The sequence below is a fragment of the Flavobacterium sp. genome (assembly GCF_044341185.1).
In the GTDB taxonomy this organism is placed as follows: domain Bacteria; phylum Bacteroidota; class Bacteroidia; order Flavobacteriales; family Flavobacteriaceae; genus Flavobacterium.
On the sequence record NZ_JBIISE010000010.1, the window covers coordinates 15,073 to 31,648 of the forward strand.

General features: G+C 29.9%; 12 protein-coding genes. 5 read left to right on the forward strand and 7 right to left on the reverse strand.

Translation table 11 applies throughout. From position 1 onward, the window contains the following. Positions 1 to 12: 12 nt before the first annotated feature. The 6 genes from ACIQZ1_RS03575 to ACIQZ1_RS03600 all read right to left on the reverse strand — a co-directional run bounded on the left by ACIQZ1_RS03575 (position 13) and on the right by ACIQZ1_RS03600 (position 9,787). Positions 13 to 1,023, reverse strand: coding sequence for a DUF6588 family protein (locus tag ACIQZ1_RS03575; protein WP_396159137.1), 1,011 nt, complete (start codon positions 1,021 to 1,023; stop codon positions 13 to 15). After that, the gene (gene gyrB, locus ACIQZ1_RS03580) at positions 1,024 to 2,964 is read right to left on the reverse strand and encodes a DNA topoisomerase (ATP-hydrolyzing) subunit B (RefSeq protein WP_396159139.1); all 1,941 of its coding nucleotides are present in this window, start codon (positions 2,962 to 2,964) and stop codon (positions 1,024 to 1,026) included. A gap of 286 nt (positions 2,965 to 3,250) precedes the next feature. Then, on the reverse strand, positions 3,251 to 3,703 hold the full coding sequence (locus ACIQZ1_RS03585; RefSeq protein WP_396159141.1) for a hypothetical protein: 453 nt from the start codon (positions 3,701 to 3,703) through the stop codon (positions 3,251 to 3,253). A gap of 38 nt (positions 3,704 to 3,741) precedes the next feature. Continuing rightward, positions 3,742 to 4,800: a carboxypeptidase-like regulatory domain-containing protein gene (locus ACIQZ1_RS03590; RefSeq protein WP_396159143.1), complete on the reverse strand. Its 1,059-nt coding sequence runs from the start codon at positions 4,798 to 4,800 to the stop codon at positions 3,742 to 3,744. Positions 4,801 to 4,926: 126 nt separating this feature from the next. Then, complete coding sequence (locus ACIQZ1_RS03595; RefSeq protein ID WP_396159145.1) at positions 4,927 to 6,675, reverse strand: TonB-dependent receptor; 1,749 nt, start codon at positions 6,673 to 6,675, stop codon at positions 4,927 to 4,929. A 100-nt stretch (positions 6,676 to 6,775) separates the two neighbouring features. Beyond that, entirely contained in the window at positions 6,776 to 9,787 is a 3,012-nt protein-coding gene (locus tag ACIQZ1_RS03600) for a tetratricopeptide repeat protein (protein WP_396159146.1), read from the reverse strand. A gap of 149 nt (positions 9,788 to 9,936) precedes the next feature. Between ACIQZ1_RS03600 and ACIQZ1_RS03605 the strand changes: the two genes are divergently transcribed. Genes ACIQZ1_RS03605 through ACIQZ1_RS03625 form a run of 5 tightly spaced genes read left to right on the forward strand, consistent with a single transcriptional unit; the run spans position 9,937 to position 15,763 of the window. Continuing rightward, complete coding sequence (locus ACIQZ1_RS03605) at positions 9,937 to 10,620, forward strand: cell division ATP-binding protein FtsE (protein WP_396159148.1); 684 nt, start codon at positions 9,937 to 9,939, stop codon at positions 10,618 to 10,620. A 53-nt stretch (positions 10,621 to 10,673) separates the two neighbouring features. Continuing rightward, positions 10,674 to 11,207: a DUF4199 domain-containing protein gene (locus ACIQZ1_RS03610; protein ID WP_396159150.1), complete on the forward strand. Its 534-nt coding sequence runs from the start codon at positions 10,674 to 10,676 to the stop codon at positions 11,205 to 11,207. Then, positions 11,208 to 12,149 carry a glycosyltransferase family 2 protein gene (locus ACIQZ1_RS03615; protein ID WP_396159152.1) on the forward strand — a complete coding sequence of 314 codons (942 nt, stop codon included), beginning with the start codon at positions 11,208 to 11,210 and terminating at the stop codon, positions 12,147 to 12,149. Positions 12,150 to 12,206: 57 nt separating this feature from the next. After that, the gene (locus ACIQZ1_RS03620; RefSeq protein WP_396159154.1) at positions 12,207 to 13,934 is read left to right on the forward strand and encodes a phospho-sugar mutase; all 1,728 of its coding nucleotides are present in this window, start codon (positions 12,207 to 12,209) and stop codon (positions 13,932 to 13,934) included. Beyond that, entirely contained in the window at positions 13,934 to 15,763 is a 1,830-nt protein-coding gene (locus ACIQZ1_RS03625) for an ABC transporter ATP-binding protein (RefSeq protein WP_396159156.1), read from the forward strand. Before ACIQZ1_RS03620 ends, ACIQZ1_RS03625 begins: the two co-directional genes overlap by 1 nt. Positions 15,764 to 15,765: 2 nt before the next feature. On the opposite strand, the gene ACIQZ1_RS03630 is transcribed toward ACIQZ1_RS03625, so the two are convergent. Then, on the reverse strand, positions 15,766 to 16,461 hold the full coding sequence (locus ACIQZ1_RS03630; RefSeq protein ID WP_396159158.1) for a hypothetical protein: 696 nt from the start codon (positions 16,459 to 16,461) through the stop codon (positions 15,766 to 15,768). Between the last annotated feature and the right edge of the window lie 115 nt (positions 16,462 to 16,576).

A 16,576-nucleotide genomic window follows, 5' to 3' on the forward strand; every position in this document is an offset into this window, starting at 1 on the left:
GGCGGGACTTTTTTAATTTATTTTATAAGAAACACCTAAATTATAATTAAAAAACTTACCGAAAGCAAAAGCACTTAGAAAATTAAATTTATTCAAAGTATAATTTACAGCAATTTCACCAATATAATTGGTTTTTCTTTTTTCAATTGTATCAAGCAGTTGGTTTATTATTTTTTGAGCTGGAATTATATCTTCAATAGCGCCTTTTTCGCCACTAACTACATAATTAAACATACTGCTGTTGACAATAAAACTTCCTAAAATTTCAAATTTATTGATTTCTTTAGATACAGCTAATTGGTAATGAAATGTATCCACAATTCCGTTTAAATTATTAATACCTAAATTTCCATACGAAGTATTAACATCTAAAAAATCAAAACTAATGTCTTCATTAGAATAAAAAGACATCGCAGAAATATGAATTTTTTTAGGTTCTAAACTCGGAAAATATTGACTAATATTGTGTTTTAAACCAACACCATACACCTGATAATACCCACGTTTTAAATTGGTTTTAGTAGAAAAACGACCAATAAGTTCTGTACCACTTGGTAAAGCGAGAGATACATCTAAATACGGGTAGTTTATAGTTTCTTGGTTTACTCCTTTAGGCGTTTTTAAACGAACTTGTTGCCCGTCTAAATCACCTACTAAATAATAAGTATCATCATTTCCAATCGCAGTTGGAACAGAAGCTGTAGTTTGAGTGCCTTCTAACTGTAAAAATTGAAAATCAGAATTTGAAATTGTAAAACTTCTATCCGATTTTGGAACAAAAAACATATTTCCATGAATTCCTACATTAATTTCCCAATTTTCTTTCTTCTTAGCCGAATTCATCCATGCTGATGATGCTTGATAAACAGCAGCATCCGTTGCTGGAATTAAATATTGTTTTGAATACAATAGGGCATCTTCTAAAAGATACCCTATTTGTTCAAATTGTGCACTTGTTTGTGCAGATCCAAAATTTGAAAATCCAAAAACAAACAGACTTGTTAAAACACTTAACTTTTTCAATTACGCATCAATTTTAGCGTAAGCTGCATTTTTCTCAATAAATTCTCTACGAGGTGGTACTTCATCACCCATTAACATAGAGAACACACGATCTGCTTCACCTAAATTATCAATAGTTACTTGACGGAAAGTTCTGAAATCAGGATTCATTGTAGTTTCCCACAATTGTTCTGCATTCATCTCTCCTAAACCTTTATAACGTTGAATACTTGTACTTCCGCCCATTTCCATAGAAATTCTATCACGTTGGTCATCATTCCAAGCATATTGTTTTTTGTTTCCTTTTTTAACCTGATATAAAGGTGGCGCTGCAATATACACGTGTCCGCCTTCAATTAATTCTTTCATGTATCTAAAGAAGAACGTAAGAATTAACGTAGAAATGTGAGAACCATCAACATCGGCATCACACATAATAATTACTTTATGATAACGCAATTTCGATAAGTTCAATGCTTTACTATCTTCTTCTGTACCTACTGTTACTCCTAAAGCAGTGAAAATATTTCTAATCTCTTCGTTTTCAAAAACTTTGTGTTGCATCGCTTTTTCTACATTCAAAATCTTACCTCTTAAAGGTAAAATTGCTTGAAAATATCTATTACGACCTTGTTTTGCTGTACCACCTGCAGAATCTCCCTCTACTAAGTAAATTTCACATTTTTCAGGATCTTGTTCCGAACAATCTGATAATTTTCCTGGCAATCCACCGCCACCCATAACGGTTTTACGCTGTACCATTTCACGAGCTTTCTTAGCTGCATGACGGGCTTGAGCTGCTAAAATTACTTTCTGAACAATGGTTTTTGCATCATTAGGATTTTCTTCTAAATAGTTTTCTAACATTTCTGCAACGGCTTGCGAAACAGGTGAAACTACTTCTCTATTCCCTAATTTAGTTTTGGTTTGTCCTTCAAATTGTGGTTCTTGAATTTTCACAGAAATAATTGCTGTTAATCCTTCACGGAAATCATCACCAGCAATTTCAAATTTCAATTTTTCTAATAAACCAGAAGCATCAGCATATTTTTTTAACGTACGCGTTAATCCCATACGGAAACCTTGTAAATGCGTTCCTCCTTCGTGAGTATTAATGTTATTTACGTATGAAAAAATATTTTCTGTATAAGAAGTATTGTAAATTAAGGCTACTTCCACAGGAATTTCACCTTTTTCATTTTCCATACTAATTACGTGAGAAATAATTGGTTCTCTGTTGCCGTCTAAAAACTTAATAAATTCTTTTAAACCTTCTTTAGAATGAAAGGTTTCAACAGGCTGACTTCCATCTTCTGCTAAGTGTCTTTTATCTGTTAAAGTAATTGTAATTCCTTTATTTAAGAAAGACAACTCACGTAAACGAGCCGCTAATGTATCGTAAGAATATTCTAACGTTTGTGTAAAAATAGTAGCATCAGGTTTAAACGTTACAATTGTACCTCTTTTATCTGTTGTACCAATTTGTTTTACGGGATATAAACTTTTTCCTTTTTCGTATTCTTGTTCATATACTTTTCCTTCTCTATGAACTGTAGCGCGCAAGTGGTCTGAAAGTGCATTCACACAAGATACACCTACTCCGTGAAGTCCTCCAGAAACTTTATACGAATCTTTATCAAACTTACCTCCTGCTCCAATCTTAGTCATTACCACCTCTAAAGCAGAAATTCCTTCTTTTTTGTGAATATCTACAGGAATACCACGACCATTATCTTCAACAGTAATTGAATTATCTTCATTAATAGCTACATAAATTGTATCACAATGACCCGCTAATGCTTCATCAATAGAATTATCTACTACTTCATACACTAAATGATGCAATCCTCTAACTCCAGTATCTCCAATATACATAGATGGGCGCATTCTTACGTGCTCCATTCCTTCTAACGCCTGGATACTATCGGCTGAATAACTACCTTTTTTATTTTCTTCACTCATAATAATTGTGTTAAATAAACATTTTTATAACAAACAAATATAACGAATGGATTAAAAAAAGCCAAGATATAACAACAGCAAAACACCTTAAGTTATCAACATTTGTTAATTTCTAAAATCTTTTCTAAAAAGCGCTAAAAAGGGTCAAAAATGCTGTTTTGGGGATTTTTTGTACCAAACGAAAACAGTTAAAAATAAAAAAACGTCTTAAAACGCAAAATAATGGGCTTTTAAAAATCAATAAATTTATTTGTTCTGTAAAATTTGAATACAAAACCGTAATTTTTTACAGAATTTCTAAAATTTTATAATTTACTTGATTTACCAAAAATTCGGCTTGCACAGGTTTATGCATCAATTGAATGCCTAAAGGAGATTGCGGAGAAATGGCAAAAACAATTCGATTATCAATTGTGATTTTAGGTAAAGCGGTACTAATAAAAACGGTTAAATGATTGGTAACTACAACACTTCCTAAAATGACTTTATTAGAAATCTGTTCAATATCTAATTTTGATAGTATGATTTGTTGCTCAATTGCTTCTTTAAGTTTATTAGCGATTTTTTCTTGTTCGATATGTAATTTCGATAACGTAGTTTCGTGTTTATCACCTGCCGAAGATTTAGCATCATTTTGCGCATCTTCAGTTAATGAATGTATTAAATCTTGATAAATATCTATTTTATCTTGAAGTAATAGTTGATAATGAGATAGTATTTTTTGTTTGAAATTTGGCATTTTCGAATATTCTGAATTAAAAGTAGATTTAATTTTATTTATTTTTTTTCGACTTCTTTTTCAAGAATTTCTGGTTCAAAATCTAAAGGCAAAGTATTTCCTGCTTTTTGTTGTCCGATATCGCCACCAAAAACAATTTGATCTTTATGTGAGTTATTTCCAAAAGTATCTACAAAAAAGGTTTCTGTTTTAAATATTACGCGTGATTGTCTTTTTTTTCGATACAAAAGATTAAAATCGGCATAAAAATTAGTTTTTTTAACACCACCAATTGATAAGGAAACTTTATTTGTTGAAGTAACCGTAACTTCATATAAATCATCTTTTTTCAATACTTTAAAATAATCATTAGCAAGTACTGGAAACCTACCTTCATACAAAATGAATTTTTTTTCAGACCAGGAATTATCAATTATTCCCTTAAAAAAGTCAACCGCTGAACCAAAATATACATCGTTTCTGTTTTTAATTATTTTTTCATCAATCTTAGTTTCTGTATATTTTACAGTACCTAAAAATAAACTTTGAATGGCATTAATCGATTTAATAGTTTTAAAATTAAATTTTACATAAAAATCTTGCAAATCAAAATCGATTAGATAACCCAATAATGGATTTTCCACTTTTATGGGTTCTGAGCAAGACGCTGTGAATGTAAAGGTATCCAAATCATAATTAAAGTCTATAGCATCTTCGTTTAGAATTTTACACGCTTTTCCATACTTTGTAAGTCCTAAAAATTGTTCTCTAAAGAGTTGTAATTTTTGCTTTCTTGTAAAGCCATCTTTAACAACTAAGACCGTTTCAATTTCATTTTGCTTTGGAACTAAAACGAAGGTAAAAAATTCTTTTTCATATGGATTTGAAACATAAATATCTTCATAACCCATAAATTTGACAATTAATAAGGTGTTATATTTACTCTTTGAAGTAATTTCAAAGAAACCATCCGAATCAGAAACCGTTCCAATTGTTGTTCCGTCCAGATAAACAGAAGCGCCTGCAATTGGTTGTTGATTAGCATCTGTAATTTTCCCTTTGATGTTTTGCGAAAAAACAAATAGAGGAAACAAGACTAAGATTAAAATTTTATTCACTTAAATATTTTTTTTTCAATGATTTCTATTTCGTAAGATAATTTTATACTTTAAGAAAGATAAAATTAAGAATAAAAAATTAGCGAGCCTTGTGCAATAGTTTGCTACTTTGCGTTAAAGAAAAAATTAGAAATCAAATTTATAACTCGCACCTCCCAAAATTTGTATCCCTTGTACTGGGAAATTTGCCCATCTGTTATATTGTTGATTGGCTAAATTATTTCCTTTTAAAAAGAAATTTAATCTTTTACTGAATGTATATCCTAAGTGTGCATTTAAATCAAAGTAACTATCTAATGTTACTGTTTTTATACCTGAATTAAACGAAGAAAACATCGATTCATTATTAATGCTATCTATATCTTGTCTTTCTCCAACAAAAAATAATTTGGCACCGGCATACCATTTTTCATTTATTTCAAAATCAATAAAACTTGCCATTTGAAGTTTTGGTAAATTCCAAGCTTCATTTTGAGTAGTTGTAGTATAAGTATTAAATGTTCCGTTAATTCCGAACGCAATATTTTTTGAAAAATCTGCTTTTAATTCTCCAAATACACTCCAGGTTTTTAAATCGTCATAAACTACATTAAACGAATTGCCGAAAGCATATCCATTAGGATTAGTCGATAACACGTCAAAATAATTTGCTGCAAATAATGCTTTGTTATCTTGATTTAAATAAGAGGTTTTTACATTAAATGCTACTGCATTGGCTAATTTTCCTTTTAAACCAACATACAAGTCATACTTAGTATTTGTTGGAGCAATAAATAACGTTGGTGATACAAACGGGTTTTCATCAACCAAATCCGCATACGAATTTTGTTTTAAATTTCCCTCTGCGCCGGCATAAGCCAATAAAATATCACCTACTAATTTGTACGATGCTTTTACTTTAGGATAAAAGAATATTTTGTTGTTATTTTCTTGATCTATTTTTGACATCGCATAAAAAACTTTTGCACCAATTTCAACTGATAAATCCTCTTTTTGGTATAAAATGCTCGGGCTAAAACCTAAATTCAATGAAGAATAACTGTACGCTGAATTCATTGCCATTAACCTTCTATCAAAACTTCCACCTACATAATCAATTACAAAATCAGTTTTAACTTTTTGATCTACTACTTCAAAATCAAAATTAGGTTTCACAAAAAATCTATTTTCAGCCGAACCAAAAGCATCCGAAAATCGTTTATATTGTAAAGAAGCTTGTTTGAAAAAACCGTCTTTTGCAGTAATTTTTCCACCAATTGCAATTGTATTATATTGTTGTTTTTCATCAATATTATTCACCACCGAAGCATCAAACAATGTATATTTTTGCAAACCATACCAATTGATTCCTTGATTTTTAATTCCTAAGTCAGCATTCCAACTTATTTTTCTATTTCTGCTACCATAAGTTACGTCTAATGCATTTGTGTAAAAATTATCGTCTAAAAGTAAACCACCAATTCCACCTTGAGAAGATAGATGTTGTAGCAATCCGCCCACATAATCGGATTTACTTAATTGGTGTGTTAAAAATACTTCCGCATTTGCTGTACCATAATTTCCAGCACCTAAAGAAACATAATTAGAAAAACCTTTTTCTTGTGTTTCTTTATCCACGTCAGCGGCTTTTCCTTTAGATGGAATAAATGTTGAGGCCACTGGAAATGAAAAAATTTGAAATTTTATAGGAATTTTCGGCTCCACAACTTCTTGTTCCACTGCTGGTGATTGTTTTATTTTAAACGCATCCGAAATGGTTGGTGTATATGGTTTTACAATATTTACCACTTCACTTCCAATGTTTTCATCTTTCTTTTGAGAGAAACCAACTTGAAAGGCTGAAAGGACAATGATACTAAAAATTAACTTCTTCATATATGTTTTTTTTAACCGCAAAGACACTAAGGTTTTCGCAAGGATTTTATTTTTTTAATTTTATACTTCGTAAATCAAAATTCGTAAATCGTAATTTAATTTACTTCGTTACTGACGAATTTGTTTTGGCTTCTGCAACTTTTATGGTTTCTAATTCTGATTGACATTCTGAAACTACATCAGGAAATTCAGCAAAATTATCGATGATACTTTGTAAAATTTCAGTAGCTTGAAAACTATCATTTAACCCATAATAATTTTTTGCCATTAAAAACAAACTTTTTGCTCCAAAATATTTATAACCAGAATACGTACTCGAATATTTTTCAACCGATTTATTTGATGCTTCAAATTTTTGTTCTTTATTCTTAAAATAAGCGTCATAATATAAGGCTTCTGCTGCCAATTCGCCTTTTGCTATTTTTTGTAATTTAGCATAAGCATCTTTTGCTTTTACGTCGTTATTTGTTTTTATAGCTGAACGTGCTATAATAATCTGTGCATCACTTTTAATCTTATCATCTGTTTTTTGATTATTTAACACTTTGTCTGAATACAATTCCGAATTAGTGAAATCTTGTTTTTCATAATAACATTTCATTAAGTTAGCTTGTGCAAACGTAATGTTTTGCGGATATTCTGCAACTGTTTCTAATTGTTTTAAAACTACAATTGCGGCATCACAATTTTTATCTTTCAGATGAATCTCAGATAAGCGAACCAATGCTTGCTCTGTAAATTCGTTTCTGGCTTGTGCAATTACATACTCGTAATGAGGAATTGCATTTTTTTCTAATGCATCAGCAAAATACAATTGTGCCAAGTAAAAATGGACTTTCAAAGCGTGTAATCCGTTAGGAAACTGCACCAAATAACTTGTAAATCCAGATATGGCTTGTTTGGCATTATTTGTTAAGTATTTTTTTTCAGCCGATTCATACATATCATTATCTAATTCTGCATCGGAAACTTCTACAAAAGAAAGTGTTTTTACCCAAGCAGCATATTCAGGTATATTTCCATTTGCTTTGTAAATATTTTTTGCTGTTGAAACAGCTTCTAATGATTCTGGCGAATTTGGAAATTCTGCTACCACTTTTTTAAATTTTGTAATGGCAGCATCGTCTTTATCTGTGTTATAAAAAATTAAACCTTGCTTTAAAATTGATTTTGCTATATAGGCGCTATTTTTATGAGTATTAATTAAAACATCAAATGTAGCAATGGCTTTATCATTTTGTTCTTCAACTGTATAGGTATTGGCCAATTCATATAAAGCATCATCCATAAATTGCGATGTTTTATATGTGGTTACAAACTTGTTTAAATCCTCAATTTTCTTTTCATTTTTATTTACAAACCCATAACTCATACCTTTTTGAAATGCAGCATAATCAGCATCAACGCATTTCAGTTCAATAGCTTTGTTATAAGCATCCATAGCGGGCCAATATTTTGAAGAAATATAATTGCAATCTGCCATACGTAAATACGCATCCGTCAATCTAACTTTGTCTTCCTTTCCTTTTAAAATAAAAGCATTAAAGTACGGAATGGCATTTTCATATTCTTTAATTTTAAAATAAGTATAGGCTAAATTATATTCCGCAGTTTTACTTTCTGGAGTTTCTGAAGCTGCCGCATCATTTAAAAATTGTTTATAGGTTAAAACAGCTTCTGAAAATTGGTCTAAACTATACTCACATTCTGCTTTCCAAAAAGTAGCACGAGCTGTAATTTTTGCCTCTTTGTTTTCAGTTAATGATTTTTTAAATAACATGTAAGCCTCTTGATACTTACCATCTGTATAGACTTCTAGCCCTCTGTAAAAAGTAACTTTTTGGTATGCCAATTTATTTTCAGGTGTTTTATTTTTTTCTAATAAAATTAAAGCTTCTGTATAATTTTTAGAAGTGATGAATGAATTTATTAATAAACTTTTTAACTCTTGATTATTAGGATTAGCAGGATATTTTTCTAAAAAAGATTTTAAAACTTCGGGAGTTGAGACATATGGATTTCCAATTTCATAACTCAACTTGGTATAGTTTAATGCGGCATCTTCTTGAATTTTAGCATCAAAATTCATTTCCGAAGCCGTTTTAAATGCATTTAATGCTTGTTGTTTTTTATCGGTATTTAGATAACTTTCTGCTAAATGATAATAGGCATTTTGTGCTAAAAAATCATTTCCTTCAATAATTTTATTGAATTGTAAAATGGCACTTTCATAATTTTTTTGTTGGTAAAAAGCATACCCTAATTGGTAAAAATCAGTATGATTCCATTTGCCGTTTTTTCCTTTATAGGCTTGTAAATAAGGGATTGCTTTATCGTATTGTTTTAAATTAAAATAACTTTCTCCTATAATTTTCGATAATTCACTTTTTTCAATTGCCGATGATTTTTTCAATTGCGGCTCACCCAAATCAATTGCTTTCTGAAAATTCCCTAATTTAAAATTCATATCAGCTTGAAAGTACCCCATTTTTTCTTTGTACTTATCCTGATTTTCAACTTGTCCGAATAATTGGTTGGCTTCTTTATAATTATCACTTTCATAGGCTAAATATCCTAAATAATATTTGGCCTGATTTCCATATTCTGCCGACTGAATTACTTTATTTAAATAATTAGATGCGTCTTTATTTTTTTTAATTGAAAAATTGGCAAAACCTCTCTGAAAGTTTGCTTTATCTATATCGGAATCCGCTAATTCAGGTTCAAAAATATTTTCATACCATTTTAAAGATTGCGTATAATTTCCTTCCGCAAAATAATATTGTGCGACTTCAAAATAAGCCAAATTTCTTTTTGTACTTGTTGGATGATTTTCTATAAAAGATTCCATTAAAGCATCCGCATCTTGCTGATTGGTTTTTATAGCGCAATTGGCAATAAAATAATCACAATCAGAAATAATTTCTTCAGATTCAACGGCATTTTTAACTCTTTCAAATAAAATTTGTGCCGCTTGAAACTGCTTTTCTTTGTATAATTGAATAGCTTTATGATATTCTGGATTTTGATTTAAATATATGGCAGATTGCTGAGCTGTACTGCTTTGCGAAATAAAAAGTAATGCTAAAAAAAGCGTTTTGATATCGTTCATAATTGAATTCGTTTTAAGTCCCAAATATATCAAAAGGATATGATTATAAACGCAAAAATTATCTTAAATATTGTAATTGTAATTATTTAGTTGAATAATTTTGTTTAGCGATGAAATGTTTATATTTTTACAAAATAAATTATATTATTATGAGTCAAACGATTTTATCTCTAAAAGACGTTTCTATATACCAAGAAAACAATTTAATATTATCTGATATTAATTTAGAAGTTCAAAAAGGTGAATTTTTATATTTTATTGGAAAAACGGGTTCTGGAAAAAGTAGTTTTATGAAAGTGCTTTACGCCGATTTACCTTTAAAAGAAGGCGAAGGAACAATTGTTGATTATAATTTAAATACCTTAAAAGAAAAAGACATTCCGTTTTTAAGAAGAAAAATTGGAATTGTATTTCAGGATTTCAAATTATTATCTGACAGAAGTATAAAAGAAAATTTATTGTTTGTTTTAAAAGCTACTGGCTGGAAAGACAAATCTGAAATGGATGCACAAATTAATGAAGTTTTAGAAAAAGTTGGAATGGCTAATTTAGCTTCTAAAATGCCACATCAATTATCTGGTGGAGAACAACAACGTGTTGCCATAGCAAGAGCCTTATTAAACGACCCAGAATTAATTTTAGCCGACGAACCGTCTGGTAATTTAGATCCTCAAACGAGTATCGAAATTATGGAAGTTTTAAGAAATATTAATGCCAACGGAAAAACGGTAGTAATTGCTACGCACGACTATGCTTTATTATTGAAATATCCTGCAAAAACATTAAAGTTTGAAGACGGAAAAGTATATGAAGTCGTTCAAAAAGCTGTGTAACAAATTTTAAAATTTAGATACTAATCCATAAACTAACTAAAACAATATAAGCTATGAATGAAGTTTTAAAAAGTAACGGAATTAAATTTGGAGTGATTTCAGGAATCATTTCTATAGTTATGACAGTATTGATGTATGCTGTAGATATTAATTTATTTGCAAATTCTTATATTGGTATTGGAATGGTATTTTTCTACTTAATATTAGGTTTTTATGTCATTTCAATAACTAAAAAAGAAATGGGTGGTATTATAAATTTCAAAGAAGCTTTTACTTCATTTTTTATTTATAGTGTTATTGGGATTGTAATTGCTAATGTATTCAATTATATATTATTTAATTTTATTGATCCTGCAGCAAAAGAACAAATATTAGAAATTACAATAAATAAAACTGTCGAATTTATGCAGAAATTTGGTACTCCAAAAGATGTTATGAAAGAAACAATTATTTCTCTTAAAGAAAATGATCAGTATTCAATTACAAATATCATAAAAGGAAGTGCTTTTTCAATTGTATTTTCATCTATTATAGGATTAATTGCAGCAGCAATAATGAAAAGTAAAACAAACCCATTAAACGAATAAATGAATATATCATTAGTAATTCCCTTATTAAACGAACAAGAATCGTTACCCGAATTATCAAAATGGATTGAGAAAGTTATGACGAGTCATAACTTTTCTTATGAAGTATTGTTTATAGATGATGGTAGTACTGACACGTCTTGGCAAACTATTTTAGACTTGCAAAAATCAAATTCCAACATCAAAGGAATTAAGTTTTTACGTAATTATGGTAAAAGTCAAGCCCTACACGCTGGATTTGCGAAAGCATTAGGTGATGTAGTTATTACTATGGATGCCGATTTGCAAGATAGTCCAGATGAAATTCCAGAATTATACGATTTAGTTCAAAATCAAGGATTTGATTTAATTTCTGGTTGGAAGAAAAAACGCTATGATTCGGTAGTATTTAAAAATATTCCATCAAAATTATTCAATTGGGCAGCAAGAAGAATTTCGGGAGTAAAACTTAACGATTTCAATTGCGGTTTAAAAGCTTATAAAAATGTAGTAATTAAAAACATTGAAGTTTCCGGTGAAATGCACCGATACATTCCTGTTTTAGCTAAAAATGCTGGATTTTCAAAAATTGGTGAAAAAGTAGTGATTCATCAAGCTAGAAAATACGGAACTTCAAAATTTGGTATCGATAGATTTGTCAACGGATTTTTAGATTTAATTACCATTTGGTTTATCTCAAAATTTGGAAAACGTCCTATGCATTTCTTCGGATTGCTTGGATGTTTAATGTTTTTTATTGGATTTGTTTTAACTATATATTTAGGAATCGATAAGCTATTCATCCATAAAACAGCACGTTTAATTACAAACAGACCCGAATTTTATATCGCCTTAACTACTATGATTATTGGAACGCAATTATTTTTAGCAGGTTTTTTAGGTGAAATTATTTTACGCACCAAAAGCAACGAAGAACGATACAAAATAGCTGAGTTAATATAGTTTAAATTCTGAATAAAAAATTCAAAAAATAAACTGTAAATAATTAATGATAAAATAATGCACATAGAACAAAACATAATAAATCAAGTAAACGAATGGCTTACACCTACTTTCGACCAAAATACACAAACTGAAATTGAAGCCTTAATGACATCTGATCCAAAAGGTTTAGAAGATGCTTTTTATAAAAATTTAGAATTTGGTACAGGTGGAATGCGAGGCGTCATGGGTGTTGGAACCAATCGTATAAACAAATATACTTTGGGAAAAAACACGCAAGGCTTGTCTAATTATTTGCGCAACTGTTTTCCAAATGAAGATTTAAAAGTCGCAATTGCCTATGACTGTAGAAAAAACAGCGATACATTAGCGAAAATAGTAGCCGATATTTTTTCAGCAAATAATATAAAAGTGTATTTGTTTTCTGAATTACGCCCTACTCCAGAATTATCATTTGCCTTAAAAAACCTAAATTGTCACGCTGGAATTGTATTAACCGCATCCCACAATCCACCAGAATACAACGGATACAAAGTATATTGGCAAGATGGCGGACAAATTGTACCACCACAAGATGGCGAAATTATTGCTGAAATTGAAGCATTAAAATATAGTGATATTCTGTTTTCAGCAAATGAAAGTTTAATTGAATATATTGATGAAACAGTTGATGAAGCCTTTATTAATTCGACAATCGAAAACGCCAGTTTTAATACGCCAAAATCAGCTAAAGAAAATTTAAATATTGTTTTTACACCGTTACATGGAACTTCTGTAAAATCAATTCCTGCCGTATTAGCAAAAGCGGGTTATACGAATGTAAATATCGTAGCGGCACAAGAAATTCCAGATGGTAACTTTCCAACTGTAAAATCACCAAATCCTGAAGAACCTGAAGCGTTAGCTATGGCTTTAAAGTTAGCAGACCAAGTAAATGCTGATATCGTTATTGGTACAGATCCTGATTCGGATAGATTGGGCGTGGCTGTTAGAGATACGAATGGTAAAATGATGTTACTAAACGGAAATCAAACCATGGTAGTGATGACGGCATTTTTATTGGAACAATGGAAACGTGCTGACAAAATTACGGGAACTGAATTTATTGGTTCAACAATTGTTTCTACTCCAATGATGCTTGATTTAGCAAGTGCTTACGGAATTGAATGTAAAGTAGGATTAACAGGTTTTAAATGGATAGCAAAATTTATTAAAGACTTTCCAAATCAGAAATTTATTGGCGGTGGCGAAGAAAGTTTCGGATTTATGGTAGGTGATGCAGTTAGAGATAAAGATGCCGTTGCAGCAAGTTTATTAGTATGCGAAATTGCAGCACAAGCCAAAGCTTCAGGAAGTAGTTTATATAAAGAACTGATTAACTTATACTTAGATTTCGGTTTTTATAAAGAACATTTAATATCTTTAACCAAAAAAGGTAAAGAAGGTTTGGTAGAAATCAATCAAATGATGATAGATTTACGAGACAATCCAATGGAAACAATAAACGGACAACGCGTGGTTTGCATTGAAGATTACCAAAGTACAACGGCTCGTGATTTAATTAATAATGAAACGTTTGATTTAGATATTCCAAAATCGAATGTGTTAATTTATTATTTAGAAGATGGTACTAAAATTTGCGCCAGACCAAGTGGAACCGAACCTAAAATTAAATTTTATTTTAGCGTCAATGCCATTTTAGAAGGAGCAAATGATTTCGATGAAGCCAATACATTTTTAGATACCAAAATTCAGAATATAATCACTGAAATGAAATTAAACTAATGGATCAAAATTTAAAAAAAATAATTCCTTATATAAAAAAGTATAAAAATAATGTAATATTAAACATTATTTATAATGTATTTTATGCTCTTTTTTCTACACTTTTATTTGTAAGTTTAATTCCTACTTTAAAAGTTTTATTTGGTTTATCTAAAAAAGTATATACAGAACCAAATTACGAAGGAATTACAAAAATTGGAGTTTATTTAAGTGATTATTTTAATTATAAAGTAACAACTTTATCAGCAAATAACGGCATCCTTTATTCGTTGTACTTTGTAGTTAGTATCGTTATTATTTTAGCTTTTCTTAAAAATTTATTTAATTATTTAGCTTCAAACCAATCTACAATATTAAGGGTTAATGTATTAACAGATTTTAGAAAAGATTTATATAATAAGATAATACATTTACCTATCTCCTATTATTCAGACCAAAGAAAAGGAGATGTGATGACTAAAATGTTGGGTGATGTTGGAGAAGTACAAAACTCCTTTTTTCAAATTTTCGAATTAATAATTAGAGAACCTTTGAGTATACTTTTTGCGTTAATTTCTATGATGATTATTAGTATGAAATTAACACTTTTTGTATTTGTATTTATTCCAATTACAGGGTTTTTAATTTCAAAGGTTGGAAGAAATTTAAAAGGAAAATCAATAAAAGCGCAACAAGAACAAGGTATATTTATTTCTACACTTGATGAAACATTAACAGGATTGAAAGTAGTTAAAAGTTACAATGCCGAAAATTCTTTTATAGAAAAATTTAATAGTTCTTTACAAAGATTAGCAAATTTATCTTTAAGCATTGCTAGAAAAAACAATCTTGCTTCTCCTTTTAGTGAATTTCTTGGTATTATTTCAATTGGATCTTTATTGATTTATGGTGGTTATTTAGTATTGCATGACAAAAGTATTGATGGTACAGATTTTATAGGATACATAGCACTAGCATATGGAATTTTAACTCCTGCAAAAGCAATATCAAAGAGTACTTTTCAAGTAAAAAGTGGTTTAGCAGCTGCTGAACGAGTTTTCACATTATTGGAACAAGATAATATTGTTGTTAACAAGCCAAATGCGTTTGTAAAACATACTTTTGAAAATAAAATTTCTGTAAAAAATATCAACTTTGCCTACCAAGATGATAATGTATTGAAAAACTTTTCCTTTGAAGTGGAAAAAGGTAAAACAATTGCTTTAGTAGGACAATCGGGTTCAGGAAAAAGTACTATTGCTAATTTATTAACACGTTTTTACGACATAAATGAAGGTTCAATTGAAGTGGATGGTGTAGAAGTTAGAGATTGGGATATGCACGCTTTACGAGGTTTAATCGGATTGGTTACTCAAGATTCCATCTTATTTAACGAATCTATAAAAAATAATTTACTTATTGGAAAGCCAAATGCTACTGATGAAGAAATTATTGAAGCTTTAAAAATTGCTAATGCCTATGAGTTTGTAGCTTCTCTTCCTAATGGAATTGATACCAATATTGGTGATGCTGGTGGAAAATTATCGGGTGGACAAAAACAACGCTTGTCTATTGCGAGAGCAGTTTTGAAAAACCCACCTATTATGATTTTAGATGAAGCGACTTCTGCATTAGACACAGAAAGTGAAAAATTGGTTCAAGATGCGTTAGAAAAAATGATGCAAAACCGAACTTCTATTGTCATTGCACACCGATTATCAACCATTCAAAAAGCAGACAACATTATTGTAATGCAAAAAGGTGAAATTGTAGAACAAGGCAAACACGCGGAATTAATTTCGAAAAACGGAACGTACGCTAGGTTAGTAGCCTTACAAAGTTTAGAATAAATTTATAAAGGAAAATATTCTGATACTTTATTGTCTTTTAAATTAACTACGTGATAGTGGATTTTATCTTTTTTATCGAATTCACCGTTTTTGTTAGCGTCTTCAATAGTTCTAAAGTAAATTTTATTTGCAGATTCTATATACTTCCAATCAATCAATTCTTGTAATTCTGTAGAAATTTTAGAGAAATTTTTTCCTAATTCTGTACTAATATAAAGCGATTTAATATCATTAGAATCAATCAAACCATCTTGATTGGTATCGGCATCAGCCAAAACATACACTAAAATTTTATTACTCTTTACAAAAGAAACACGTTCAATTAGCATTATTTTATCAGTTAATAACTGTAACGAATCGGTACCAATTTCTTGAAATTTTAGATTCTGTAAATAACCCGTTATCTCGTTTTCCATAGAATTAGAAACGTGAAAACCAGAAACACCTTCATAAGAGGAAGCACTTTCATAACTTCCTTTTTTATTGATATCACCAACTGTTAAATTTCCAATAGCATATACCAATATATTGCTTCCTTCAAACTGAATAGGTAAATCTGATATTTCTAACTTGGTAGTATCTTTTAATAACGATTTGGCTTCCTTACCCGTATATTTTACTTTAGGTTTGGCTTTTTCTTCTTGACAAGAAAAAATCATCACACTGGACGCTAAAAGGACATATATATAATTTTTCATATGTAATATTTATTATTATTTAAAGGTCATATGGTATCGCTTTATTTTCATTTGGTGTTTGCAAGCAAACGAGTTTGTTTATGGCGATTTCATAGTTTCTGTTTTAATATCAAAT

Coding starts and splice junctions, on each gene's coding strand:
- ACIQZ1_RS03605 (WP_396159148.1), top strand. CDS start 9,937: ATGAGTCAAACGATTTTATCTCTAAAAGACGTTTCTATATACCAAGAA.
- ACIQZ1_RS03610 (WP_396159150.1), top strand. CDS start 10,674: ATGAATGAAGTTTTAAAAAGTAACGGAATTAAATTTGGAGTGATTTCA.
- gyrB (WP_396159139.1), bottom strand. CDS start 2,964: ATGAGTGAAGAAAATAAAAAAGGTAGTTATTCAGCCGATAGTATCCAG.
- ACIQZ1_RS03595 (WP_396159145.1), bottom strand. CDS start 6,675: ATGAAGAAGTTAATTTTTAGTATCATTGTCCTTTCAGCCTTTCAAGTT.
- ACIQZ1_RS03615 (WP_396159152.1), top strand. CDS start 11,208: ATGAATATATCATTAGTAATTCCCTTATTAAACGAACAAGAATCGTTA.
- ACIQZ1_RS03585 (WP_396159141.1), bottom strand. CDS start 3,703: ATGCCAAATTTCAAACAAAAAATACTATCTCATTATCAACTATTACTT.
- ACIQZ1_RS03600 (WP_396159146.1), bottom strand. CDS start 9,787: ATGAACGATATCAAAACGCTTTTTTTAGCATTACTTTTTATTTCGCAA.
- ACIQZ1_RS03630 (WP_396159158.1), bottom strand. CDS start 16,461: ATGAAAAATTATATATATGTCCTTTTAGCGTCCAGTGTGATGATTTTT.
- ACIQZ1_RS03620 (WP_396159154.1), top strand. CDS start 12,207: ATGCACATAGAACAAAACATAATAAATCAAGTAAACGAATGGCTTACA.
- ACIQZ1_RS03625 (WP_396159156.1), top strand. CDS start 13,934: ATGGATCAAAATTTAAAAAAAATAATTCCTTATATAAAAAAGTATAAA.